Genomic DNA, 24,620 nt, shown 5'->3' with positions numbered 1-24,620 from the left:
GCAGGAATGAGTGGCAGTCGATCAGCCTACCCGCCGACCTAGGTGAGGGCAATTGCCCGAAATGCCAGTCTGACCGGAGCGCTGTGGCGGCCGGATGATGCGTTGCATGGGTGTCGTTCGACGTGGGCTGGGGCAAGCCTGTATGCCGTCAATCGGAAACCGGCCGGCATCCCGCTTGCGGGTTGACCCAAAACCCGATAGGCCAGTACAATCCCGCTCCTGTCTGCCCTAGGGCACGTCAGTGCGACCATAATAACTACAGAGGAAAACCTGGTCATGTACGCAGTTCTGGTAACCGGCGGTAAGCAATACCGCGTCGCGCAGGGCGAAACGCTCCGCGTGGAAAAGCTCGAAGTCGAAGCAGGCGACGAGATCAAGTTCGACACCGTCCTGATGTTGGGCGATAGCGATGGCATCAAGCTGGGCGATGCGCTGAAGGGCGCCTCGGTCACCGCCAAGGTTGTGGCCCATGGCCGCGCCGACAAGGTGCGCATCATCAAGTTCCGTCGCCGCAAGCACCACATGAAGCGTCAGGGACACCGTCAGTACTACACCGAAATCGAGATCACCGGCATTGCCGGTGGCGATAAGAAGTAAGGAGAACCAGTCATGGCACATAAAAAGGGCGTAGGTTCCTCGCGCAACGGTCGCGATTCCAACCCGAAATACCTCGGCGTGAAGATCTTCGGTGGCCAGGCCATCGACGCCGGCAACATCATCGTGCGTCAGCGCGGCACCCAGTTCCACCCGGGTAGCGGCGTTGGCCTCGGCCGCGACCACACCCTGTTCGCCTTGGTGAACGGCAAGGTGGAGTTCTCGGTCAAGGGTGCGAAGAAGCGTCGTACCGTCAGCGTGGTTGCCGAGGCGTAATCGCCCGTTCCATGCAGGCCAGTTCGTAGCCGCGCCAGCGCGGTGACGAACGACACGGAGAGCCCCGCTTCGGCGGGGTTTTTCGTTTGAGAGCCGGGAGTGGTGATTCGGGAGTTGGGATTCGCAACAGCGGATTCCTGTGCGTTCCGATACGGTTGCTTCCTGCTTTTTCCGCGGCCGCCAAGTGGCGCCCTGCGGTGGTGTTACCAATCCCAAATTACGAATCCCAAATCTCATGAAGTTAGTCGACGAAGCAGAAATCCTGGTCACCGCCGGTAATGGCGGCAATGGCTGTGTCGGCTTTCGCCGCGAGAAGTTCATCCCGCTGGGTGGTCCCGACGGTGGTGATGGCGGCAGTGGCGGCAGCGTGTGGATCGTGTCCGACGAGAACGTCAACACGCTGGTCGACTTCCGGCATGAGCGCACCTTCAAGGCGCAGCGCGGCGAGAACGGCATGGGGCGTCAGGCCTATGGCAAGGGTGGCGAAGACCGCATCATCGTGGTGCCGGTCGGCACCGTGGTGATGAACGTGCAGACCGACGAGATCATCGGCGACCTGACCCAGCATGGCGATCGTCTGCTGGTGGCCAAAGGCGGCAAGGGCGGCCTGGGCAACATGCATTTCAAGAGCTCGGTCAACCGTGCGCCGCGCCAGTCCACCACTGGCGAGGAGGGCGAGGAGCGTCTGCTCAAGCTGGAGCTGAAGCTGCTGGCCGATGTCGGCCTGTTGGGCTTCCCCAATGCGGGCAAGAGCACCTTGATCCGCGCGGTGTCTTCGGCCACGCCGAAGGTGGCCGATTACCCGTTCACCACCTTGTATCCGAATCTGGGCGTGGTCAGTGTCGAGGCCTATCGCAGCTTCGTCATCGCCGACGTGCCGGGCCTGATCGAAGGTGCTGCCGACGGCGCCGGGCTGGGCACGCAGTTTCTGCGCCATCTGCAGCGCACCCGTCTGCTGCTGCATTTGGTGGATATTTCGCCGATGGACGGCGGTGTGGACGTGTCGCCGGTGGATCAGGTGCGCACCATCGAGCGCGAGCTGGAACGGCACGATCCCGAGCTGCTGAAAAAGCCGCGCTGGCTGGTGCTCAACAAGGCCGACCTGATGTTCGAGGACGAGGCGCGCGCCGCAGCCGAGACCATCGTGGCCGAACTCGGCTGGACCGCACCGTGGTATCTGGTTTCGGCGCTGGGTCGCGATGGCACCTTCCCGATCATGAAGGACGTCATGGCATTCTTCGACCGCCAGCGCGAGGACGAGCTCGAGGCGCGCAATGCCGGCTGAGCGCATGCGCAGGCACATAAAAAACCCGGCCGAGGCCGGGTTTTTCTATGCCACCGCAAGCCAGGCCTGCGGTGGTGCCAACACGGCTCGCTTACGCGGCCTTGATGGCCTTGATGCGAGCGGTCAGGCGGCTCTTGTGACGCGCAGCCTTGTTCTTGTGAATCAGGCCACGGGCGCTGAAACGGTCGAGGATGGGCTGGGCAACGGCGAAAGCGGCTTCGGCGCCTGCAGCATCGTTGGCGTCAAGGGCCTTGATCACCTTCTTGACGGCGGTGCGCAGCATCGAACGCTGGCCGGTGTTGCGCTCATTGCGCACGACGGTCTGCTTGGCGCGCTTCTTGGCGGACTTGATATTGGCCACGGTGGTGGGTTCCTGAAAAATCGGTATGGTGGAAAAAGCAAGCGGGAAAGTATGATGGACTTAGTTATGTACGTCAAGTCAGTTGTCAAGAGGGATACAGCGTGAGCAAGCCCGGCATGTTGAGAAGCCTGCTCTCATTTAGCAGCATGACCATGGTGTCGCGGGTGTTGGGGCTGGTGCGCGACCAGGTCATCACCACCACCTTCGGCACCAATGCGCTGACCGATGCGTTCTGGACGGCCTTCCGGGTCCCCAATTTCCTGCGTCGGCTATTTGCCGAAGGCTCCTTCGCCACCGCCTTCGTGCCGGTGTTCACCGAGGTCAAGGAAACCCGGCCGCATGACGATCTGCGTGAACTGATGTCGCGCGTGGCCGGTACCCTCGGGGGAGTGCTGCTGCTGGTCACCGCGCTGGCGCTGATCTTTGCGCCGCAGCTGGCCACGCTGTTCTCCAGCGGCGTCGATACCGACCCGGCCAAGCATGGCCTGCTGGTGGACCTGTTCCGTCTGACCTTCCCGTTCCTGCTGTTCGTCTCGCTGACCGCGCTGGCCGGCGGGGCACTGAACAGTTTCCAGAAGTTCGCCATGCCGGCGCTGACCCCGGTGATCCTCAACCTGTGCATGATCGCCGGGGCCGTGTGGCTGGCGCCGCGGCTGGGCGGAACTCCGGAGAAGCAGATCCTCGCACTGGGCTGGGCGGTGCTGGCGGCGGGCATGCTGCAGTTGCTGTTCCAGCTGCCTTCGCTGAAAGGGATCAACCTGCTGATCCTGCCGCGCTGGGGCTGGCGACATCCGGGCGTGCGCAAGGTGCTGACCCTGATGGTGCCGACCCTGTTCGGCTCATCGGTAGCGCAGATCAACCTGCTGTTGGACACGGTGATCGCCGCGCGGCTGGCCGATGGCTCGCAGTCGTGGTTGTCGCTGGCCGACCGGTTCCTGGAACTGCCGCTGGGCGTGTTCGGGATAGCGCTGGGCACGGTGATCCTGCCGGCGCTGGCGCGCCATCACGTCAAGACCGACCGCAGCGCGTTTTCCGGCGCGCTGGATTGGGGCTTTCGCACCACGCTATTGATCGCGATGCCGGCGATGCTGGGATTGCTGTTGCTGGCCGAACCGCTGGTGGCGACGTTGTTCCAGTACGGTCAGTTCACCGCCTTCGAGACGCGCATGACCGCAATGTCGGTCTACGGTCTGAGTTTCGGCCTGCCGGCCTACGCCATGCTCAAGGTGGTGCTGCCGGCGTTCTATGCCCGCCAGGACACCCGCACCCCGGTGCGCGCGGGCGTGGCAGCGCTGATCGCCAACATGGTGTTCAACTTCGCGCTGCTGGCGGTGGTCTACCAGATCATGGTGCCGCCGGAGCTCAAGGCGCAGGGCGTGATGCAGGCGCTGGGCAAGCAGCCGGGTCTGCATCTGGCGCTGGGCATCGCCAGTGCGCTGTCGAGTTATCTCAACCTGGGTTTGCTGTGGTACTGGCTGGGCAAGTCCGGCGTGTACCAGCGGCGGCCGGGTTGGGGCAGCTATGCGGCCCGTCTGCTGCTGGCGTGTGCGGCCATGGCAGTAGTGCTGTTGGGTCTGCTGTGGTGGCTGCCATCGTTCACCGTGATGGATAAGTGGGACCGCATCGGCTGGCTGGCGGTGCTGGTCGGCAGCGGTGGGGCGACCTATCTGGTGGCGCAAGTGGCACTGGGATTGCGGCCGCGGCATCTGCGCGAGGGCTAGTCGCCCGCCGAGCGGCTGAGCGGGTGCGGCACCATCCGTCACGCACGGAGGGGCCGATGCCGGGCCGGGGAGCCGCGCAATCGCCTGCCCGCTTCCGGGACGCAGCAGTGCGGCACCGGCCTGGGGCCGCGCCCATGCATATTGACAGGCACGGCTATACTTGCGGGTTATGCATCAACGAGGGTCGGCTGGCAGGCCGGCATCTGTTTGGATCGAGGAATGAGCAGGCTGTTTAGAGACGTCGAGGGCGGGACCCTGTTCCCGCACGGAAGCGTGGTCTGCATCGGCGCCTTCGATGGCCTGCACCTGGGGCATCGGACGTTGGTGCAGCACGCGGTCGCGCGCGCGCGCGCGCTGGGCGTGCCGGCGGTGGCGGTGAGTTTCGAGCCGCTGCCGCGCGAGTTTTTCGCCCCGGCCGCGCCGCCGCCGCGCCTGACCCTGGCCCGCGCCAAGGTCGAAGGGTTGCACCGTTTCGGTGCCGACAGCGTGGGCATGATCCGTTTCGATGGCCGCTTGTCGGCAATGAGCGCCGAAGACTTCGTACGGCTGGCGCTGGTCGGTCGGCTGTGCGCCAAAGAGGTGTGGATCGGCCCCGAGTTCCGTTTCGGCCATCGGCGTGGTGGCGATATCGCCTTGCTGCGTGCGTTGGGTGAGCAGCATGGATTTGTGGCTGGCGAAATCACCCCGGTGCACCTGCATGGCGAACGGATTTCTGCCACGCGCATCCGCGAGCTGCTGGGCATCGGCGAGTTCGTGCATGCCGGCGAGCTGCTCGGCCGCCCGTATGCGATCGGCGGGCGGGTGGTGCGCGGCAAACAACTGGGGCGCACGCTCGGCTATCCCACTGCGAATCTGCGTTTTCCGCGCACGCCTGCGCTATCGGGCATCTACGCGACCTGGGTGCATGGCGTGGCCGAGCGGCCATGGCCGTCGGTGTCGAGCTTTGGCACCCGACCCACCGTGGCCGGCGTGGAGCCGTTGCTGGAAGCGCACCTGTTCGATTTCCAGGGCGATCTGTATGGCCGGCATATCGAAGTCGAATTCGTCGCCAAGCTGCGCGACGAAGAAAAGTTCGACGGGCTCGATGCGTTGACCGTGCAGATGCACCGCGACGCCGAGCAGGCGCGCGCCGTGCTCAAGGCGAGTCCCTCGCGATTGCCTGCCGATGCGGACGTTGCTCGCTCCGTCGGTGTTTCCAGCGAGGGACAACACGGCAGTGCTTCGCGCCGCTCGGCAGACCCGGACGCCGTCGATGCCACTCCCTCGCAACATCCCCGTACATCACCTCACGCAGCGCAACGGTAGAGACCTGTGACCCAAGACTACAAAGCCACGCTCCATCTGCCCGCGACGGAATTCCCGATGCGCGGCGACCTGCCCAAGCGCGAGCCGGCGATGCTGGACCGCTGGGAGCGCGAGGGGCTGTACGCGCAGCTGCGCGCCAACGCGGCAGGGCGCCCGCTGTTCGTGCTGCACGACGGCCCGCCGTATGCAAACGGCCAGATCCACCTGGGTCATGCGGTCAACAAGATCCTCAAGGACATCATCGTCAAGTCGAAGTATCTGGCTGGCTTCGATGCGCCGTACATCCCGGGCTGGGACTGCCACGGCCTGCCGATCGAGATTGCGATCGAAAAGAAATACGGCAAGGTCGGGGTCAAGCTCGATGCCGCCGAGTTCCGCCAGAAGTGCCGCGAATACGCGACCGAGCAGATCGATCTGCAGCGGCGCGACTTCAAGCGCCTGGGCGTGATTGGCGATTGGGACAATCCGTACAAGACGCTGGACTTCCGCTTCGAAGCCAACGAAATCCGCGCGCTGGCCAAGGTGGTGGACAACGGCCACCTGACCCGCGGCGTCAAGCCGGTGCATTGGTGCTTCGATTGCGGCTCGGCGCTGGCCGAGGCCGAGATCGAATACGCCGACAAGGTCTCGCCGACCGTGGATGTGGCCTATCCGGCGCGCGATCCGGGGGCCGTGGCTGCCGCGTTCGGCGCCAGTCTGCCGGCCGGCACCAGCGTGGCGGTGCCGATCTGGACCACCACGCCGTGGACGCTGCCGGCATCGCTGGCGGTGAGCCTGGGTGCGGAGCTCGATTACGTGCTGGTCGAAGGGCCGGCCGACCGTGGCCAGCCACGTTGGCTGGTGGTGGCCGAAGCCTTGGCGGCCAGGGTGCTGGCGCGCTACGGCGTGGATGGAGTGGTAGTGCATGGCCATGCCAAGGGCGCCGTGCTGGACCAGATGCTGCTCGATCACCCGTTCTATGCCGAGCGCGAGATCCCGCTGCTGCTGGGCGAACATGTCTCGGCCGAAGAAGGCACCGGTGCCGTGCATACCGCGCCCGGTCATGGCCAGGAGGACTACCAGGTCTCCAAGCAGTACGGCCTGTTGGAGCGCTACACCGCCGCGCAGATCAATCCGGTGGACGGGCGTGGCGTGTATCTGCCCTCCACGCCGCCGCTGGGCGACACCGTGCTGGCCGGGCTGCATATCTGGAAAGCCAACGACGTCATCATCGACGCGCTGCGCGATACCGGCGTGTTGCTGGCTGCCAGCAAGATGGAGCACAGCTACCCGCATTGCTGGCGCCACAAGACGCCGATCGCGTTCCGCGCCACGCCGCAGTGGTTCATCTCGATGGAGCAGGCCAACCTGCGCGCCGATGCGCTCAAGGCGATCGAAAACGTCCATTGGTATCCGTCCTGGGGCCAGGCGCGCATCGCCGGCATGGTCGAGGGTCGCCCGGACTGGACCATCTCGCGCCAGCGCACCTGGGGCGTGCCGATCGCCTTGTTCGTGCATCGCGAAACCGGCGAGCCGCATCCGCGCAGCACCGAGTTGCTGCGCCAGGTCGCCGACCGGGTGGAACTGGGCGGTGTGGACGTGTGGTACACGTTGGACGCGGCCGAATTGCTGGGCGATGAAGCGGCCGATTACGACAAGATCACCGACATCCTGGATGTGTGGTTCGACTCCGGCGTGACGCATGAAGCGGTGCTGGTGGACCGCGGCCTGCCCAAGCCCGCCGATCTGTACCTGGAAGGCTCCGACCAGCATCGCGGCTGGTTCCAGTCCTCGCTGCTGAGCGGCGTGGCGATGGACAAGGCGGCGCCCTACAAGCAGTGCCTCACCCACGGGTTCACCGTGGACGAGCATGGCCGCAAGATGTCCAAGTCGTCCGGCAACGGCATCGAGCCGCAGGAGATCATGAAGACCCTCGGCGCGGACATCCTGCGCCTGTGGATCGCGTCGGCCGACTACAGCAACGAAATGTCGTTGTCGCAGGAGATTCTCAAGCGCAATGCCGATGCGTATCGCCGCCTGCGCAACACCGCGCGCTTCCTGCTCGGCAACCTGCATGGCTTCGACCCGCTGCAGCATCTGGTAGCGCTCGACGACATGGTGCTGCTGGACCGCTGGATCGTGCATCGCGCGCATGAGTTGCAGGAAAAGATCGTCGCCGCCTACGCGCGCTATGACTTTGCCGAGATCGTGCAGGCGCTGCTGAATTTCTGCAGCGTGGACCTGGGCTCGCTGTATCTGGACGTGACCAAGGACCGCCTGTACACGATGGCCGAGGATGCGCGCGGCCGCCGTTCGGCGCAGAGCGCGATGTATCACGTGGCCGAGGCGTTCGTACGCTGGATCGCGCCGGTGTTGAGCTTCACCGCCGAAGAACTGTGGGGGTATCTGCCGGGCAAGCACGCCGACAACGTGCTGTTCGCCACCTGGTACGACGGCCTGGCGCCGTTGTCGGCCGATGCCGCGCTGACCAGCGCCGACTTCGACAAGCTGCTGGCCTTGCGCGAGCAGGTGGCCAAGGTGCTGGAGCCGATGCGTGCCAATGGCGCGATCGGCGCGGCGCTGCAAGCGGAAATCACCATCGCCGTCGATGCGCAGACCGCCGCGCGCTGGCAGCCGCTGGCCGAGGAACTGCGCTTCCTGTTCATCAGCGGCGATGTCACCGTGACCGCGGCCAGCACCGACGACATCTTCGTCAGCGCGCAGCCGACCACCAAGGCCAAGTGCGTGCGTTGCTGGCACCACCAGGCCAGCGTGGGCAGCGACCCGCGCCATCCGGAACTGTGCAGCCGCTGCGTCAGCAATCTCGAAGGCCCGGGCGAGCAGCGTCGCTGGTTCTGATGTGGGGTTGTTGACCGCGCGTGGCGGGAAATGTCCGCCACGCGTTGCCGCTCCAGCGGTGTGAACCAGCTGCATGGCGTGGCGGGTTTTGCTGCCGCCGGCAGCAGCGCGCTGTCACGTTGCTGCGCTCGATGCCCAGCTGCGGAGGCTCGCTTGCTGAAGCGTCCGCACGCGGCAGCAGCAGGGGCGCGGATGGATTCGTCGCACGTGCCATGCTTGTACGTCTCATCGCCACGTCTGCTCTGCCATCCAGGCATCTTCTCCTTCGCAGGAGAAGCCACCCCAACTGCGATCTTTCGACATGAGTCAACGCCCCAAACCCTCCGCCTTGATCTGGCTCGTGCTATCGGCCGTCGTGGTCGGGCTGGACCAGTGGAGCAAGGCCTGGGTGCTGTCCAGCCTGCCCGAATACACGCCGGTGCCGGTGATCGACGGCTTCTGGAACTGGTACCGCACCTACAACACCGGCGCAGCCTTCAGCTTCCTGAGCGATGCCGGCGGCTGGCAGCTGTGGTTTTTCACCGCACTGGCGGTGGGTATCAGCGGCCTGCTGGCGTTCTGGCTGTCGCGCACTGCGCGCGGCGAATGGCGCAGCGCGTTGCCATATGCGCTGGTGATCGGCGGGGCGATCGGCAACGTGATCGACCGCCTGATGCACGGCCACGTGGTCGATTTCATCCAGTGGTACATCGGCAGCCACACCTGGCCGTCGTTCAACATCGCCGACTCGGCGATCGTGGGCGGCGCCATCGGGATTGCCCTGTTCGGGTTGTTCGACAAGGGCGGCAAGCGGGAATCGGGCACTCGTCACTAGGAATCGACGCTGAAGCCCGGGTGCCGATACCCGCCGCCTGATCCGACCCCTCTTTCCCCATTCCCGTAGAATGCCAGTCATGGATGTCCTGCTCGCCAATCCCCGTGGTTTCTGTGCCGGTGTCGACCGCGCGATCGAGATCGTCAAGCGCGCGATCGAAACGCTGGGCGCGCCGATCTACGTGCGCCATGAAGTCGTGCACAACCGCTTCGTGGTCGATGACCTCAAGCAGCGCGGCGCGATCTTCGTCGAAGAACTGGACGAGGTGCCCGACAACGCCACGGTGATCTTCAGCGCACATGGCGTCTCGCAGGCGGTGCGTCAGGAAGCCGAGCGCCGTGGACTCAAGGTGTTCGACGCCACCTGCCCGCTGGTGACCAAGGTGCATTTCGAGGTGGCGCGGCATTGCCGGGCCGGCCGCGACGTGGTGCTGATCGGCCATGCCGGACACCCGGAAGTGGAAGGCACGATGGGGCAGTGGAGCCGCGAGCGCGGCCCGGGCACGATCTATCTGGTCGAAGACATCGAGCAGGTCGCCACGCTGCAGATCCGTCAGCCCGACAACCTTGCCTACACCACCCAGACCACGCTGTCGGTGGACGACACCATGGGCATCATCGAGGCATTGCGGACGCGTTTCCCGGCGATGCAGGGGCCGCGCCACGACGATATCTGCTACGCCACCCAGAACCGCCAGGACGCGGTGCGCGATCTGGCGCGCCAGTGCGACCTGGTGTTGGTGGTCGGTTCGCCCAACAGCTCCAACTCCAACCGCCTCAGCGAGCTGGCCCGGCGCGACGGGGTGGAGTCCTATCTGATCGACAATGCCGGCGAGATCGATCCGGCCTGGATCGTCGGCAAGCAGCATATCGGCCTGACCGCCGGCGCCTCGGCGCCGCAGGTGCTGGTCGATGGCGTGCTGGCCCGGTTGCGCGAGTTGGGCGCACAGGGCGTGTCCGAGCTGGAGGGCGAGCCGGAATCGATGGTGTTCGCACTGCCCAAGGAACTGCGGCTGCGGCTGGTTAGCTGAAGGCGCGCGCCGCTGGTTGAGGGGCATCGAGTCGGTGTGGTACTTGGCGGTGGTGCATGGCTGCAGCTGACCAGGTTGGGTCGGTCGCAACCCAGCGCCTTGGCTTTCAATGCCCGCTCGTCGCTGCCGGCGATTGACCGCAAGCCGGCTGCGCTCCTACAATTCACGGCTCGCCGGAATAGCTCAGTTGGTAGAGCGGCGCATTCGTAATGCGTAGGTCGTAGGTTCGATTCCTATTTCCGGCACCATCGCTTCAACACTGGGTCGGCCATTGGTCGGCCCAGTTGCGTTTTGGGGGGGGTGCCCGTGCAGGCGTGGAATGCGCGCCCAATGCACTGCCTATCGCGCTGGTCGCAATCGACGCCTGCAGCGACGTATTTCCGGCGCCACGCTGCGCTGCGACAACATGTCGCATACTTTTGCGCGCTTTAATTGCGGCAGATCAGTGTCGATGGGTTTCGTGCAGGTGCAGCAAAGTCTAAAATTAGGGAGCTAACCCGTGTCTTCGGTCTGCACGGCGCCTTCCCTCACGAAGCGCACCGGCGGACACGTCCCCCAACGGATACGACGAACGAGGCTGGCGTTCCTCCGCACTTGGATCGACCGATGATTCCGTTGAAACATCTCGGGCGTGTACTTCGTCCAGGCCTGATGCTGCCGTTCCTGCTGTTGGCAGGCTGCAACTCGGCCATCCTCAATCCGAAAGGCCAGATCGGCCACGACGAGAAGCAACTGCTGATCACCTCGGTGGTGCTGATGCTGATCGTGGTCATCCCGGTGATCGTGATGACGATTGCGTTCGCGTGGAAATACCGCGCGTCCAACACGAAAGCGCGCTACGAGCCGGATTGGTCGCACTCCACCGCCATCGAAGTGGTGGTGTGGTCGATCCCGTGCGTGATCATCCTGGTGCTTGCCGTGCTGACCTGGCGCTCCTCGCACGCGCTGGACCCGTACCGGCCGCTGGATTCGGACGTCAAGCCGATCACCATCGAAGCGGTGTCGCTGGACTGGAAGTGGATGTTCATCTACCCGGACCAGAACATTGCCACGGTCAACGAAATCGCCTTCCCGGTGCACACGCCGCTGAACTTCAAGATCACCTCCGACACGGTGATGAACTCGTTCTTCATCCCGCATCTGGGCACCATGATCTACGCGATGGCCGGCATGGAAACCAAGCTGCATCTGGTCGCCGACGAGCCGGGCGAATACTTCGGCCTGTCGACCAACTACAGCGGCCACGGCTTCTCGAAGATGAGCTTCAAGGCGCACGCCGTCGATCAGGCCGGCTTCGATGCGTGGGTGGCCAAGGTCAAGGCATCGCCGACCGCGTTGAATGCCGCCGAGTACCAGGTGCTGGCCGCCAATCGCAACGATAAGGAACAGTATCCGGTCACCTACTACTCGTCGGTGCAGGACGGCATGTTCCGCTCGCTCGTCGACAAATACATGAATGGTCCGGGCCATAGCAAAGGCCATGGCGACCATCAGGCATCGGCTGCAGAGCCGGTCGCCATGTGCACTTCTGGAGACAAGTGATGCTAGGCAAACTTACGATCGAGGCGGTTCCGTACCACGAGCCGATCATCATGGTCGCTCTCGGTGGCGCCGGCCTGCTCGGCCTGCTCATCGCGGGCGCCATCACCAAGTACAAGCTGTGGGGCTACCTGTGGAACGAGTGGTTCACCTCGGTGGATCACAAGCGCATCGGTGTGATGTACATCATCGTGGCGCTGGTCATGCTGCTGCGCGGCTTTGCCGATGCGGCGATGATGCGCACCCAGCAGGCGCTGGCGGGTAACGGCGGCGAAGGTGTGCTGCCACCGCATCACTACGACCAGATCTTTACCGCGCACGGCGTGATCATGATCTTCTTCATGGCCATGCCGTTCATGACGGGCTTGTTGAATCTGATCGTGCCGCTGCAGATCGGTGCGCGCGACGTGGCGTTCCCGTTCCTGAACTCGCTGAGCTTCTGGCTGTTCGTGGCCGGTGCGGCGCTGATCAACATCTCGCTGGGTGTCGGTGAATTCGCGCAGACCGGCTGGTTGGCGTATCCGCCGTTGTCGGGGCTGGAATACAGTCCGGGGGTCGGCGTCGATTACTACATCTGGGCGTTGCAGGTCTCAGGCTTGGGCACGTTGCTGACAGGCATCAACTTCTTCGTGACGATCATGCGGATGCGCGCGCCGGGCATGACCCTGATGCGCATGCCGATCTTCACCTGGACCGCGCTGATCACCAACATCCTGATCATCGCCGCGTTCCCGATCCTGACCGTGGCGCTGGCGCTGCTGGGTGCCGACCGTTACCTGGGCACGCACTTCTTCACCAATGACGGTGGCGGCAACGCCATGATGTACGTCAACCTGATCTGGATCTGGGGTCACCCGGAAGTCTATATCCTGATCCTGCCGGCGTTCGGCATCTTCTCCGAGTTGATCGCCACCTACAGCCGCAAGCGGTTGTTCGGCTACACCTCGATGGTCTACGCCACTTCGTGCATCGGCGTGCTGTCGTTCGTGGTGTGGTTGCACCACTTCTTCACCATGGGCTCGGGTGCCAACGTCAATGCCTTCTTCGGCATCACGACGATGATCATCTCGATCCCGACCGGCGTGAAGATCTTCAACTGGCTGTTCACCATGTTCCGCGGTCGTGTGCACATGACCTCGCCGGTGCTGTGGACGATCGGCTTCATCATCACCTTCACCATCGGCGGCATGACCGGCGTGATGCTGGCGATCCCGGCCGTGGACTTCGTGCTGCACAACAGCCTGTTCCTGATCGCGCACTTCCATAACGTCATCATCGGCGGCGTGGTGTTCGGGTACCTGGCAGGTCTGACCTACTGGTTCCCGAAGGCGTTCGGCTTCAAGCTCAACGAGAAGATCGGCAAGGCCTCGTTCTGGTGCTGGATCATCGGCTTCTTCGTGGCCTTCATGCCGCTGTACGTGCTCGGCTTCATGGGCATGACCCGTCGCATGAACACCTACAACCACCCCGAGTGGGCGCCGTGGCTGTATGTCGCTGCGGTGGGTGCTGCGATCATCGGCATGGGCATCTTCCTGAATCTGGTGCAGATCGGTTACAGCGTGTGGAAGCGCAAGGAGCACATGGACTACACGGGCGATCCGTGGGATGGCCGTACGCTGGAGTGGGCAACCTCTTCGCCGCCGCCGTTCTACAACTTCGCCGTGCTGCCGCACATCGATGACCGCGATCAGTTCTGGGCCGACAAGCAGAACGGCAAGGGCTGGGTGCGTCCGTCCAAGTACGAGGCCATCCACATGCCGCGCAATACCGGCGCAGGTGTCTATATCGGTGCCTTCAGCGTGCTGTTGGGCTTCGGTCTGATCTGGCACATCTGGTGGCTGGCCATCATCGGCCTGGTCGGCATGATCGGCAGCTTCATCGCCCGCACCTTCGATGACGACATCGATTACTGGGTGCCGGCCGACGAAGTGGAGCGCATCGAAAACGCGCGCTTTGCCCTGCTCGAACAGCAACAGGCGGCGCAGGCCGCGAAGGTGGTATGACCATGTCTTCCTCGACCACGCTTGACCACGCCGCCCACGCGGGCGGCCACGACGACCACGAGCATCACGACGCCGGTGGCAACACCGTCTTCGGGTTCTGGGTCTACCTGATGAGCGACTGCCTGCTGTTCGCCGGTCTGTTCGCCACCTATGCGGTGCTCTCCGGCGCCACGGTGGACGGACCGACCGCCAAGGAGTTGTTCGACCTGAAGTTCGTGCTGGTGGAAACCTTCCTGCTGTTGTTCAGCAGCCTGAGCTTCGGCTTTGCGATGATCGCCGCGCACAAGCGCAAGATGGGTGGCCTGTACGGCTGGCTGGCGGTCACTGCACTGTTGGGTATCGGCTTCCTGTGCATGGAAGTCTACGAGTTCAACCACTTGATCCATGAAGGAGCCGGCCCGGGGCGCAGCGCGTTCCTGTCGGCCTTCTTCACCCTGGTGGGCACGCACGGCCTGCACGTCGCCTCCGGTCTGTTGTGGATGGCGGTGCTGGTGATCCAGATCTCCAAGAACGGCCTGACTGCGCGCAACAGCACGCGTCTGGCCTGCCTGAGCCTGTTCTGGCACTTCCTGGACATCATCTGGATCGGTGTGTTCACCGTTGTCTATCTGCTGGGAGCGCTGTAATGGCCAATCACCACGCGCATGAAACCGCCACCGACGCACATGCCGGCGGCTTGAAGTCCTATCTGATCGGCTTTGTGATGGCCGTGGTCCTCACCGTTATCCCGTTTGCGATGGTAATGAGCGGGGCGTTCTCCAAGGGCGTCACCGTCATCGTGATCTCGGTGATGGCCGCCGTGCAGATGCTGGTGCACATGGTGTACTTCCTGCACATGGATCGCTCGCCCGAGCAGCGCTCCAACGTACAGGTGGGCCTGTTCTCGCTGCTGATCATCGGCATCGTGATCGTCGGTTCGCTGTGGGTGCTGCACAACATGAACGTCAACATGATGCATTGACACCGCGCAGTGCCGGATCGCGGCACGTCGGATCGACGCATGCTGGGTTAAACAAGGCCGCCAAGTCATTGGCGGCTTTTTTTTGCGCATGAATTCGCCTGTGGCATGACCAATGGCATACGGGGAAGTGCTGGCGGGCGCTTAGCATCGGGGACTTGCCTGTTTCCAGGTCACCGCGGAGTTGCAATGAAGATCCCCACCGTCCTGTCCTTGTCGCTGCTGGCGGCGCTGTCGTTGCCTGCCGCCGCACAAACCGCACCACCGCAGGACGTGCCGTTCGACGGCACCGTGAAGATCGACGTCGACGCCACCGACCTGGCGCACCGCATCTTCAAGGTCAAGACCACCATGCCGGCCAAGCCGGGCCCGATGACGCTGCTGTATCCGCAGTGGATTCCCGGCAACCATTCGCCGACCGGGCCGATCGACAAGCTCGCCGGGCTGGTGATCAAGGTCGATGGCAAGGTGGTGCCGTGGAAGCGCGACCAGTTCGATGTGTACGCCTTCACCGTGGACGTGCCGCAGGGCGCCACCGAGCTGGTGGCCGAGTTCAAGTTTCTCTCGCCGCAGGCCCCTAACCAGGGCCGGGTGATGATGACCCCGGAGATGCTCAACCTGCAGTGGAACACCACCGCGCTGTATCCGGCCGGCGTGTTCGTACGCAACATCAAGGCGCAGGCCAGCGTCACGCTGCCGGCCGGCTGGAGCTATGCCACCGCGCTGGAAACCGACCGTCGCGTCGGCGACACGGTGACCTTCAAGCCGATCGATTTCGACGACCTGGTCGACTCGCCGATGTTCGCCGGCAAGTACTACAAGCGCGTGGAGTTGAGCGGCGGCAAGCAGCCGGTCTACCTCAACGTGTTCGCCGACGAGGCCAAGTCGCTGGAGGCCAAGCCCGAACAGATCAAGGCACATGCGTCGCTGGTGCAGCAGATGGACAAACTGTATGGCGCGCGCCATTTCGATCATTACGAATTCCTGCTGGCGCTGACCAAGAAGCTGGGCGGCATCGGCCTGGAGCATCACCGTTCCAGCGAGAATAGCGGCCCGCCGAACTACTTCACCGAGTGGGACAAGAGCTGGACCGGCCGCGACCTGCTCGCACACGAGTTCAACCATTCCTGGAACGGCAAGTACCGCCGCGGCGCGGATCTGGCGACGCCCAATTTCAATGTGCCGATGGGCGACAGCCTGCTGTGGTTGTACGAAGGCCAGACCCAGTTCTGGGGCGAAGTGATGGCCGCGCGTTCGGGCCTGTGGACGCAGGAGCAGGCGCGCGACATGCTGGCCGGCGTGGCGGCGACCTACGAGCGCGGGCGCCCCGGCATGGCCTGGCGCACCGTGCAGGACACCACCAACGACCCGACCATGTCGATGCGCCGGCCCAAGGCGTATCGCAGCTATCAGATGGCCGAAGACTATTACTCCGGCGGCCAGATGATGTGGCTGGAAGTGGACAGCAAGTTGCGCGCGCTGACCAACAACAAGCGCTCCATCGACGATTTCGGCAAGGCCTTCTTCGGCATGAAGAACGGCGATTGGGACGTCAATCCGTACACCTTCGACGACATCGTCGCCACGCTCAACGGCATCGCTGCCTACGACTGGGCGAGCCTGTTGCGCAGCCGAATGGACGGCCACGGCTCGTTGAACGGCGGCATCGAAGCCAATGGCTGGAAGCTGGTCTACAACGACGAGCCGAACCTGGCCACCAAGACCTACGAAAGCAACGAGAACGACGTCAGCCTCGGCCTGTCGCTGGGCGTGTCGCTGGAGAGCTCGGGTGAAATCAACGAAGTGCTGTGGGACAGCCCTGCATTCAATGCTGGCCTGATCGCCGGCAACACGATTGTTGCGGTCAACGGACGGGCCTTCAGTAGTGAGGTGATCAAGGACGCGATCAAGGCGGCCAAAGGCACCACCGCACCGATCGAACTGCTGGTCAAGCGCCTGGATCGCTACGACACCGTGCGCATCGATTACCACGGCGGTCTGCTGTATCCACATCTTGAGCGCATTCCCGGCAAGCCGGATCGCTTGAGCGAGTTGTACAAGGCGCGTTGAGTCGCGGTTGCCCGCTTGCAGGTGTGCGAGCGGGCAGTGGCAACACCTGGAGCGGCATGACCGGTTGCGATCGATCATGCAGCTCCAGACGTTGGTTTTCGTCGGCACCGGTGCAGACGGATCGATCGAGATCCAATACGCGATCTAGGTGTTCGACGCCGGCGATATGTCCCACGCAGAACGCCGTGGTGCAATGTTGCAGTTGCATGCCATCCGTCAGTGCCGTCAGCCTGGCCGATTCCCGACTCCCGACTCCCGACTCCCGATTCCCGACTCCCGACTCCCGACTCCCGATTCCCGATTCCCGATTCCCGACTCCCGATTCCCGATTCCCGATTCCCGATTCCCGATTCCCAAGCCCGCGTCGCGCATCCTGAGACCGCCGGCGACTATGCTGTGGCTCCGGAAACAAGTGGCTAGATGACGATGGCGAAGGCGAAAACGGCCTATGTCTGCGGCGAGTGCGGCGCCGAGTACACCAAGTGGCAAGGGCAATGCACCGAATGCGGGGTGTGGAATACGCTCAGCGAAATCGTGCTGGAAAGCGCCACGCCCGGCGGCAAGGCTTCGCCGGCGGCCTCGCGGCGTAGCGGCTGGGCCGGCAAGACCGAGGCACCCAAGATCACCGCGCTCAAGGACGTGCAGCAGTCCGAGCAGGCACGCGTGTCCACCGGCATCGGCGAGTTCGATCGGGTGCTGGGCGGTGGGCTGGTCGAAGGTGCGGTGGTGTTGATCGGCGGCGACCCCGGCATCGGCAAGTCGACGCTGTTGTTGCAGGCGCTGGCGAGCATGGCCAGCACGCTGCCGGTGTTGTACGTGACCGGCGAGGAATCGCTGGCGCAGGTGGCCGGGCGCGCGGTGCGTCTGGATCTGCCGTTGGACGGCTTGAATGCGCTGGCCGAAACCGGCATCGAAAACATCCTGCAGCACGCCAGCGTGGCGCGGCCGAAGCTGATCGTGGCCGACTCGGTGCAGACGCTGTGGACCGAGTCATTGACCGCAGCGCCGGGCTCGGTGAGCCAGGTGCGCGAGAGCGCCGCGCGGCTGGTGCGTTATGCCAAGGAAACCGGCACGGCGGTGTTTCTGGTCGGCCATGTGACCAAGGAAGGCGGCATCGCGGGGCCGCGCGTGCTGGAACATATGGTCGACGCGGTGCTGTATTTCGAAGGCGAGAGCGGTAGCCGGTTCCGGCTGTTGCGCGCGTTCAAGAACCGCTTCGGTGCGGTCAACGAGCTGGGCGTGTTCGCGATGGGCGAGAAGGGCCTCAAGGAGGTCTCCAACCCGTCGGCGATCTTCCTTTCTGGCGGGAGCACGCAGCAGCCCGGCAGTTGCGTGATGGTCACCCGCGAAGGCACCCGGCCGCTGATGGTGGAGGTGCAGGCGCTGGTGGATGCCTCGCCGCTGTCCAATCCGCGTCGTGTCGCGGTGGGCCTGGAACAGAACCGGTTGGCGATGTTGCTGGCGGTGCTGCATCGCCATGGCGGCATCGTGGTGGGCGATCAGGACGTGTTCGTCAACGTGGTCGGCGGCATCCGTGTGCAGGAAACCGCTGCCGATCTGCCGGTGCTGCTGGCGGTGCTGTCGTCGCTGCGCGACCGGCCATTGTCCGAGAAGACGATCGCGTTTGGCGAGGTCGGGTTGTCCGGCGAAATCCGTCCCGTTCCCAACGGCGAGGACCGATTGAAGGAAGCGGCCACGCATGGCTTCAAGCGTGCGATCGTGCCCAAGGCCAACGCACCCAAGACCACCAGCATCAAGGGCATGGAGATCGTCGCGGTGGAGCGTTTGAGCCAGGCCCTGGAGGCGGCGGCCGATTGAGCTTGGGATGGCGCGGGGTATGTGCGGGCAAGGGGCAGCCGGTCGTTGCCGTCGCGCCAGGTCTGGGTGCTGCGGGTGGGTCCGGCCCGCCCAGCTGCGGTGCTTGCTTGGGCTGACTGGTCGCAGGCCGTTTATCGGATAGCACCCGGCGATCTACGTTTTTCCCCGCAGAAAACGTTTTCACCGCGCTGCCGCTATGGCACCATGCGCGGCCCGTTGCGCTGTGCAGCGGATCACAGAGACCGCTCACGCCCCGTTTTCAGGAGAATCACAATGGAATGGATGTTGCTGCCGCTCAAGCGCTATGCCGACTTCACTGGTCGCTCGCGTCGCAAGGAATACTGGATGTTCGCGTTGTTGCAGGCGATCATTTTTCTGGTGCTGGGTGGCATTTTCGCCATCGCAGCGGCGTTGATGGGCGGCGACAATGGTCCGGGCGTGGTGGCGTGGCTGGTGCTTGCCGTCATGCTGATCGTTGGCCTGGCATTGATCGTGCCGGCCATTGCGGTGACCGTGCGTCGCTTCCATGACCAGGGTAAGTCTGGCTGGTTCTACCTGATCAACCTGGTGCCTTGCGTCGGCGCTTTGATCGTGCTGGTGTTCATGTGCATGGAAGGCACGCCAGGCCCGAACGAGTACGGCGAGAACCCCAAGCAGTAACGGTTCCGCACCAATCGATCGCACGACGGCGCAGGTCGATTCCTGCGCCGTTGTCGTTTATGCGGCATGGCTTTGCGGGCGAAGAGGTGGGCGACGGTCAGCGTTGAGGGATATCGCTCCTGATCGGAGCCGATTGCTGCCGTACCGCCAATTGACACCTCATCGATGTGCCGCAACGGGCACGCAGCCGTGCTGCGGTTCTCTCCAGGCGTTCTGCTCCGCGCTCGCTTGGTCAGCAGGCGGCGGCATGATGGACGATTGCCGGGTTTCCTGCCTTGCCAGGTGCCGATGTCTCCTTGTCCTGCAAGGCCAGCTCCAGTTTGTAGCCGTGCGAATAGATGGTTCGGATACGCACCGCACTGCTGTGACTGCTTAGCTGCAGTTTCTTGCGCAGCTTGTAGATGTGCTGTTCCATGGTGCGGTCGGTAAATTCGGTGTGGCTGCCCCATACCGCCTTGGCCAACTGGCAGCGACGAAAGCACACGCCAGGGCTGGAAAACAGCAGCCAGGCGATCGAAAATTCGCGCGCGGTCAAGGCAATCGGCTTGCCATGCAGGTAGACGGTGTTGTCCTCGCGGATCAATTGATAAGGGCCGACACTGAGTTGCCGGGATTCGGGGCATGCCTGGGCTGCCGGCGAAAGCGCCAGCGCTGCACGCACATGCAACTCGTGTGGATTGAACGGCAGGGCGAGCACATCGTGTGCGCCGGCGCGGTACCAGGCCAGGATGTCGTCGGCGCAATCGAAACGCCCCAGCACGATCAAGGGGGTGGGCTGGCCGCAGTGGCAGCGCTGCCAGGCCAGTAACGAGCTGTCATTGGAGGCGACACAGGTCGCATCGAACACCAGCAGCTCGCACGGCGAGTGCCGCAGCGAACGCAGAAGCTCCAGCTCGTCGGAAAACACCGCAAACATCGGCGCCAGCGATCCGAGGCTGGCATTGACCTGCGATGCCAGAAGCGCGTCCTGCGTCAACAGGAAAGCAGACCCTTGCTTGCCGGGAGGATTGCCGTGCATCAGCCGGCCTTCCCGCAGCAGCGCACGCCGCCCGTGGACGTTTGGTGTCTATCGCCGTCAGCGGTGGCCACAAGGAATTCTGCATATCTCGATGAGCGCATTGCCATACCGTTCTGCTACCAGGGGAATCCGACCCAGATCGGAGCAATGGTATGTACCATTGCAAAGCTGCAAAGTTTCACTGCTGCGGACTTTTCTTCGGGTTTGCGAGGGCTGGCTTTAGCGCGCGCTCATATAGTCCTAACAAAGTTCCGACATCGCCTGCACGCACCGGCTTCAAATAACGGGATTACGACATTTCGGGCTGCGTATGGCCTGGCTGAATTTGCGCACTTAATCGCGCAGATCGAGGTCGACCTATTACGATTGGTATATTGCAGGCGGTGCGGATGGAATATGTCGATCGTTTGTCGGTGCACTGCGGTGGCGTCGCAACCATTGCATCGCACCAACCGGAGCGACCACGCGGCCATCGCCGAGACATGCGATGGCACGCGCCAATGCCTTGGGCTGCCGGGCGTTCTGGGACATCGCACGGCTGCAAATAAGGCCGTGTTGCCTGCGACGCTGTCTTGCGTGCGTCTTCGCCTGGCTTGCGATGTCCTGTCCACGACACCGTTGGCGGTATGCCAGAAGTGCTCTGCATATGCGGAATGCACCGCGCGGGCAGTGCGGAACAGAGTGAGGTTTTTTGAATTTCTTGATGCCTGCGAGTAAGAAATTCCGTTGGATGCGCTGCATACAATCGTTTGCGCCAGCAGGTTCGGCGCATTTGTTGTTTTTTTAGCTCATCCCTACGAGAGAGCCCGGCATGATCCTTTCAACCTATTTTTCGGCGATCTCTGCGTTGTCGTACGCAGACCGTCTTCCTACCTACACAAGCAGGATGCTGGTTGGTGCCTGGCCGCAAGGTCTGCAACATCTTCAACAACGCCGGGACGGACAGATAGCGCAGGATGCTGCCGAGGATGAAGTCAGCCTGCTCGGCGCCAGTGGCGATGCACTGTTGATCCTCGAATATCAGGAAGATGCCGAAGACGCGTATCGCCAAGCCTTGAAGGCGATGCGGGGCCATCAGCGACAACTACGCCTGTTGTCGTGTCGCAACACCGCCTGGCTGATGCTGAGTCAGCGGCGCTTGAGTGCTGCGCTGAACTGCTTCGTGCAGCTGGCGATGGACCGGCAAACACCGGCCTGCCTGTGCGGCGAAAGCCTGCTCGGCATGGCGTTGACGCATTTCCATCTGGGCCAGAGCACGCTCGCGTTGCAAACCCTGGAGCGCGCGCATGAAGCGCTTGGCGAGCTGGATAGTGGCGCCACCGAATGGCTGCGCATCGCCACCGCACTGCGCCTGGACATGCTTGCGCAACTGCGTATCCGTCGCAGCGAGCGCATGAGCGATCACGTGTTCTGGCAGGCCACGCTGCGCCAGGAAGAGGCGGTGCATGCGTTCGAGCCCAACGAGCTGCGCGCCTGCATTGCCGATCTTGCCGAGAGCATGCCGGTACTCGCGCAACGCATGCGGCATGTGCGCAACCTGCTGCGCATTGCCGGCGGCGACACCTTCGGTTTCGATGCGCAGATCGATGCGTTGCCGGCCGCAGCGACCGGTTGCCCGCCGTGCGCCCGGCAGGATGCGCAGGTGGAGTTGGCGCTGGCGGCGCTGGCGGTGGGGCGGGCCGATCTGGCCGAGCGTGCGCTGGCAGGCGCCGGCCGGCATCACGCGCCACGCTGGAATCTGGAGTTCGAATACTGCCAGGCCAAGATCAGCCAGGCGTTGGGCAAGACCGAGCAGGCGCTGTTGCTGTACAACCGCTACGCGTTGGGCGCAGTGCAATGCCTGCGTAGCGAGGTGCAGGCGCCGCGCTTGCTCGAAAGCGGCACGCCGTCGCATGTCAGCGACGATATCTCCGCGCGCCTGCCGGCCAAGTACCGGCGTGCCTACACCTACATGATCGCCAACGCGCATCGCTCGGATCTGTCGATCAACGAAGTGGCAGCACAGGTTGGCGTCACCGGACGCGCGTTGCAGCAGGCGTTCAAGTCCGCCACCGGTCTGTCGCCGACTCAGGTGCTGCGGCGGTACCGGATGCAGAGTATCCGCGACGAGCTGCTGGCCGAGGGCGGATGCGGCAGTGTGCTGCAGGCGGCGAGTCGCTGGGGCGTGGGTAGCCGTTCGGCGCTGGCCAAGGGCTATCGCCAGCATTTCAACGAAGCACCGATGCAAACCTTGCAGCGCTGAGCGCTGCGCTGCACGTCACGGCCCGGAGATGACGGGGGCCGTGACGGGTTGTTTCCGATGCGCTGGCATAGCAGTTTTCGGCTGTACGCAGTGCAAGCGCAGCGGTGGTGCAGGCGTGCGCGCGAGAGGCCTTGCGGCTATGCTCTCCGGCTCGCATTGCCACCCAGGAAGGCACGTCCGAGGACGGGCGTGGCCGCCAAGGAAACGACAAGATCATGCAAGATCACACCTTCGAGGCGACGGACGCCTCCCAGATCCGCCGCGCTGGCGTCGATCTCAACGGGCTGATGTCCGTGCTCAGCAAACACCTGTATTCCACCCCGGTGGTCGCGCTGCGCGAACTGGTGCAAAACGCACACGATTCGATCCTGCGTCGCCGGCTGGAACAGCCCGACTGGCAGGACCAGGCACGCATCGACGTGCATGCCGACCCCGCCCAGGGCATCGTGCGGATCGTCGATACCGGCGCCGGGCTGACCCAGCAGGAAATCCACGACTACCTGGCCACCGTGGGCGTGGGCTATACGCGCGGGCTGCGTCAGGGCGGGCATGAGGACAGCGGCCTGATCGGGATGTTCGGCCTGGGCTTTCTGTCGGCCTTCGTGCTGGCCCGCCGCGTCACCGTGCGCACTACTTCCTACCAGACGCCAACGCTGGGTCATTGCTACGTCTCCAGCAATGCCGAACAGTACACGGTGACCCCGATCGCCGCGCGCGCGCAGGTCGGCACCGAAGTGGTGCTGGAACTGCACAACGACTATCTGTCGCTGGCCCAGGAAGGGCGGCTGCGCGAGATCCTGTCGCGCTATTGCGCGTTGCTGCGCGAGCCGATCTGGATCGGCGCCGATACACAGCCCATCAATCCCGAGCCGCCGCCGTGGCGCGTCAACGATGCGGTGCCGTTGCATCCGGTGCAGGCCTGGCGCCGTCAACGCGAGTTCGCTGCGCGCTTCGAGCGCAACTTCGAACCGCTGTGCTGCATGCCGGTGCAGGCGGGAGAGGACAGCGACGCGGTCGGCTTGCTCTGGGTACAGGATGGGGCGACCTACGGCACCAGCGACAACCGCAACCTGTCGGTGTTCCTGCGCGGCATGTTGCTGGACGACAACGCGCGCGAACTGCTGCCGCCGTGGGCAGGTTTCATCGGTGGCGTGATCGAATCCAATCGTTTGACGCCGACCGCAAGTCGCGAGGATCTGCAGCGCGATACGACCTACAGCTCGGTGCAGCACACGCTGTCCGAGGCCTTGGTGCAAGGTCTGGCCGATGTGGCGCGTCAGCAGCCCGAGGCGTGGCGCCGCATCCTGCTTCGCCACAACGAAGCATTGCTGGGCGCGGCGCTGTGCGACGAGCGCTTGTTCGCGTTGCTGATGGAGCATGTACGCGTACCGACCTCGCAGGGCGACCTGCCTGCACAGCAGTTGCCGGCACGCGGTGCGGTCCACGTGATCCTGGATAGCGACGGTGGCTTCGAAGAGATGCTGTTCCGCGCGATGGGCGTGCCGGTGGCCTACGGAAACCGCTATGCGGTGGTGCCGTTCCTGCGTCGTTGGGCGCAGGCCAAGGGCGTGCGCCTGGTCGAACTGGGCACCGAGCAAGGCAACCGGCAGCTGTTCCGGCTGGACACGTTGCCGGCCGACGAGCTGGCCTGGCTGGAACAGCACCTGGGCGACGGCGAAGCGCTGGTGCCGGCGCGTTTCAGCCCGGAGGCGTTGCCGCTGGTGGTGGTGCCCGACCGCGAGGCCGAACTCAAACGGCGCCTGGAGCAGGACGAGAACGACAAGCGCGTGTCCACCGCTGCGTTGCGTCTGGCGCGGCAGTTCACCGCACGCATCGAGGCGCGCCAGACCCAGCGGCTGTATCTCAATCTGGATAACCCGGCGCTGCAGGCGTTGCTGGCCGCACAGCGCGCCGGCAATGCGCAGGCGGCGGTGGCGGCGCGCTTGCTGCGCTCGCTCAAGGTGATCGTGTCGGCGCAGGGGCGTACGCAACCGCAGCCCGGCGGCAGCGAATCCGGTGGCGGCGATCTCAACAAGGCCTTCGGCGATCTCGCCGAGGCCGTGACCCAACTGCTGGCGCGCTGAGCGC

The 24,620-nt window shown here is 64.0% G+C and carries 19 protein-coding genes and 1 tRNA gene; 18 read left to right on the top strand and 2 right to left on the bottom strand.

The window, feature by feature from the left end; translation table 11 throughout:
• Nucleotides 1-276: 276 nt before the first annotated feature.
• The 3 genes from rplU to obgE all read left to right on the top strand — a co-directional run bounded on the left by rplU (nt 277) and on the right by obgE (nt 2,155).
• Nucleotides 277-597, top strand: coding sequence for a 50S ribosomal protein L21 (gene rplU / locus GGR61_RS02505; protein WP_006450001.1), 321 nt, complete (start codon nt 277-279; stop codon nt 595-597).
• 12 nt (nt 598-609) lie between these two features.
• Complete coding sequence (gene rpmA, locus GGR61_RS02500) at nt 610-870, top strand: 50S ribosomal protein L27 (protein ID WP_184620341.1); 261 nt, start codon at nt 610-612, stop codon at nt 868-870.
• A gap of 235 nt (nt 871-1,105) precedes the next feature.
• Nucleotides 1,106-2,155, top strand: a complete 1,050-nt coding sequence (gene obgE / locus GGR61_RS02495) for a GTPase ObgE (RefSeq protein ID WP_184408721.1) — start codon at nt 1,106-1,108, stop codon at nt 2,153-2,155.
• A 91-nt stretch (nt 2,156-2,246) separates the two neighbouring features.
• Here obgE and rpsT read toward each other — a convergent pair whose 3' ends face one another.
• Nucleotides 2,247-2,516: a 30S ribosomal protein S20 gene (rpsT, locus tag GGR61_RS02490; RefSeq protein WP_002807888.1), complete on the bottom strand. Its 270-nt coding sequence runs from the start codon at nt 2,514-2,516 to the stop codon at nt 2,247-2,249.
• Nucleotides 2,517-2,632: 116 nt separating this feature from the next.
• Between rpsT and murJ the strand changes: the two genes are divergently transcribed.
• From murJ to GGR61_RS02425, 13 genes are all read left to right on the top strand, one after another.
• Complete coding sequence (murJ, locus tag GGR61_RS02485; protein ID WP_184620537.1) at nt 2,633-4,237, top strand: murein biosynthesis integral membrane protein MurJ; 1,605 nt, start codon at nt 2,633-2,635, stop codon at nt 4,235-4,237.
• Nucleotides 4,238-4,456: 219 nt separating this feature from the next.
• Entirely contained in the window at nt 4,457-5,542 is a 1,086-nt protein-coding gene (locus tag GGR61_RS02480) for a bifunctional riboflavin kinase/FAD synthetase (protein WP_184408719.1), read from the top strand.
• A gap of 6 nt (nt 5,543-5,548) precedes the next feature.
• Nucleotides 5,549-8,380, top strand: a complete 2,832-nt coding sequence (gene ileS, locus GGR61_RS02475) for an isoleucine--tRNA ligase (RefSeq protein ID WP_184620340.1) — start codon at nt 5,549-5,551, stop codon at nt 8,378-8,380.
• Between the two features lie 301 nt (nt 8,381-8,681).
• Nucleotides 8,682-9,194 (top strand): signal peptidase II, encoded by a 513-nt coding sequence (lspA, locus tag GGR61_RS02470; protein WP_184620339.1) that lies wholly within the window; start codon nt 8,682-8,684, stop codon nt 9,192-9,194.
• 79 nt (nt 9,195-9,273) lie between these two features.
• Nucleotides 9,274-10,224 (top strand): 4-hydroxy-3-methylbut-2-enyl diphosphate reductase, encoded by a 951-nt coding sequence (ispH, locus tag GGR61_RS02465; RefSeq protein WP_184408716.1) that lies wholly within the window; start codon nt 9,274-9,276, stop codon nt 10,222-10,224.
• Between the two features lie 172 nt (nt 10,225-10,396).
• Nucleotides 10,397-10,472 (top strand) — tRNA-Thr (locus GGR61_RS02460).
• 358 nt (nt 10,473-10,830) lie between these two features.
• Nucleotides 10,831-11,766, top strand: coding sequence for a ubiquinol oxidase subunit II (gene cyoA, locus GGR61_RS02455; RefSeq protein ID WP_184408715.1), 936 nt, complete (start codon nt 10,831-10,833; stop codon nt 11,764-11,766).
• Nucleotides 11,766-13,766, top strand: a complete 2,001-nt coding sequence (gene cyoB, locus GGR61_RS02450) for a cytochrome o ubiquinol oxidase subunit I (RefSeq protein ID WP_184620338.1) — start codon at nt 11,766-11,768, stop codon at nt 13,764-13,766. The genes cyoA and cyoB overlap by 1 nt, the downstream gene beginning before the upstream one ends.
• Nucleotides 13,763-14,392, top strand: a complete 630-nt coding sequence (cyoC, locus tag GGR61_RS02445) for a cytochrome o ubiquinol oxidase subunit III (RefSeq protein WP_184408713.1) — start codon at nt 13,763-13,765, stop codon at nt 14,390-14,392. Before cyoB ends, cyoC begins: the two co-directional genes overlap by 4 nt.
• Nucleotides 14,392-14,727, top strand: a complete 336-nt coding sequence (cyoD, locus tag GGR61_RS02440) for a cytochrome o ubiquinol oxidase subunit IV (RefSeq protein WP_184408712.1) — start codon at nt 14,392-14,394, stop codon at nt 14,725-14,727. Before cyoC ends, cyoD begins: the two co-directional genes overlap by 1 nt.
• Before the next feature lie 186 nt (nt 14,728-14,913).
• The gene (locus tag GGR61_RS02435; protein ID WP_184620337.1) at nt 14,914-16,794 is read left to right on the top strand and encodes a tetratricopeptide repeat protein; all 1,881 of its coding nucleotides are present in this window, start codon (nt 14,914-14,916) and stop codon (nt 16,792-16,794) included.
• A gap of 426 nt (nt 16,795-17,220) precedes the next feature.
• The gene (radA, locus tag GGR61_RS02430; protein ID WP_184408762.1) at nt 17,221-18,612 is read left to right on the top strand and encodes a DNA repair protein RadA; all 1,392 of its coding nucleotides are present in this window, start codon (nt 17,221-17,223) and stop codon (nt 18,610-18,612) included.
• Between the two features lie 273 nt (nt 18,613-18,885).
• Nucleotides 18,886-19,272, top strand: coding sequence for a DUF805 domain-containing protein (locus GGR61_RS02425; RefSeq protein ID WP_184620336.1), 387 nt, complete (start codon nt 18,886-18,888; stop codon nt 19,270-19,272).
• Between the two features lie 232 nt (nt 19,273-19,504).
• On the opposite strand, the gene GGR61_RS02420 is transcribed toward GGR61_RS02425, so the two are convergent.
• Complete coding sequence (locus GGR61_RS02420; protein ID WP_184408709.1) at nt 19,505-20,290, bottom strand: response regulator transcription factor; 786 nt, start codon at nt 20,288-20,290, stop codon at nt 19,505-19,507.
• 886 nt (nt 20,291-21,176) lie between these two features.
• Here GGR61_RS02420 and GGR61_RS02415 point away from each other — a divergent pair.
• Nucleotides 21,177-22,532: a helix-turn-helix transcriptional regulator gene (locus tag GGR61_RS02415; RefSeq protein ID WP_184408761.1), complete on the top strand. Its 1,356-nt coding sequence runs from the start codon at nt 21,177-21,179 to the stop codon at nt 22,530-22,532.
• Between the two features lie 215 nt (nt 22,533-22,747).
• Entirely contained in the window at nt 22,748-24,616 is a 1,869-nt protein-coding gene (locus GGR61_RS02410) for an ATP-binding protein (protein WP_184620335.1), read from the top strand.
• Nucleotides 24,617-24,620 lie beyond the last annotated feature (4 nt).

The organism is Xanthomonas sp. 3058, from assembly GCF_014199765.1.
In the GTDB taxonomy this organism is placed as follows: Bacteria; Pseudomonadota; Gammaproteobacteria; order Xanthomonadales; family Xanthomonadaceae; genus Xanthomonas; species Xanthomonas campestris_B.
The sequence above is the reverse complement of the archived record's forward strand: the minus strand, read 5'-3'. Positions and strand labels throughout refer to the sequence as shown.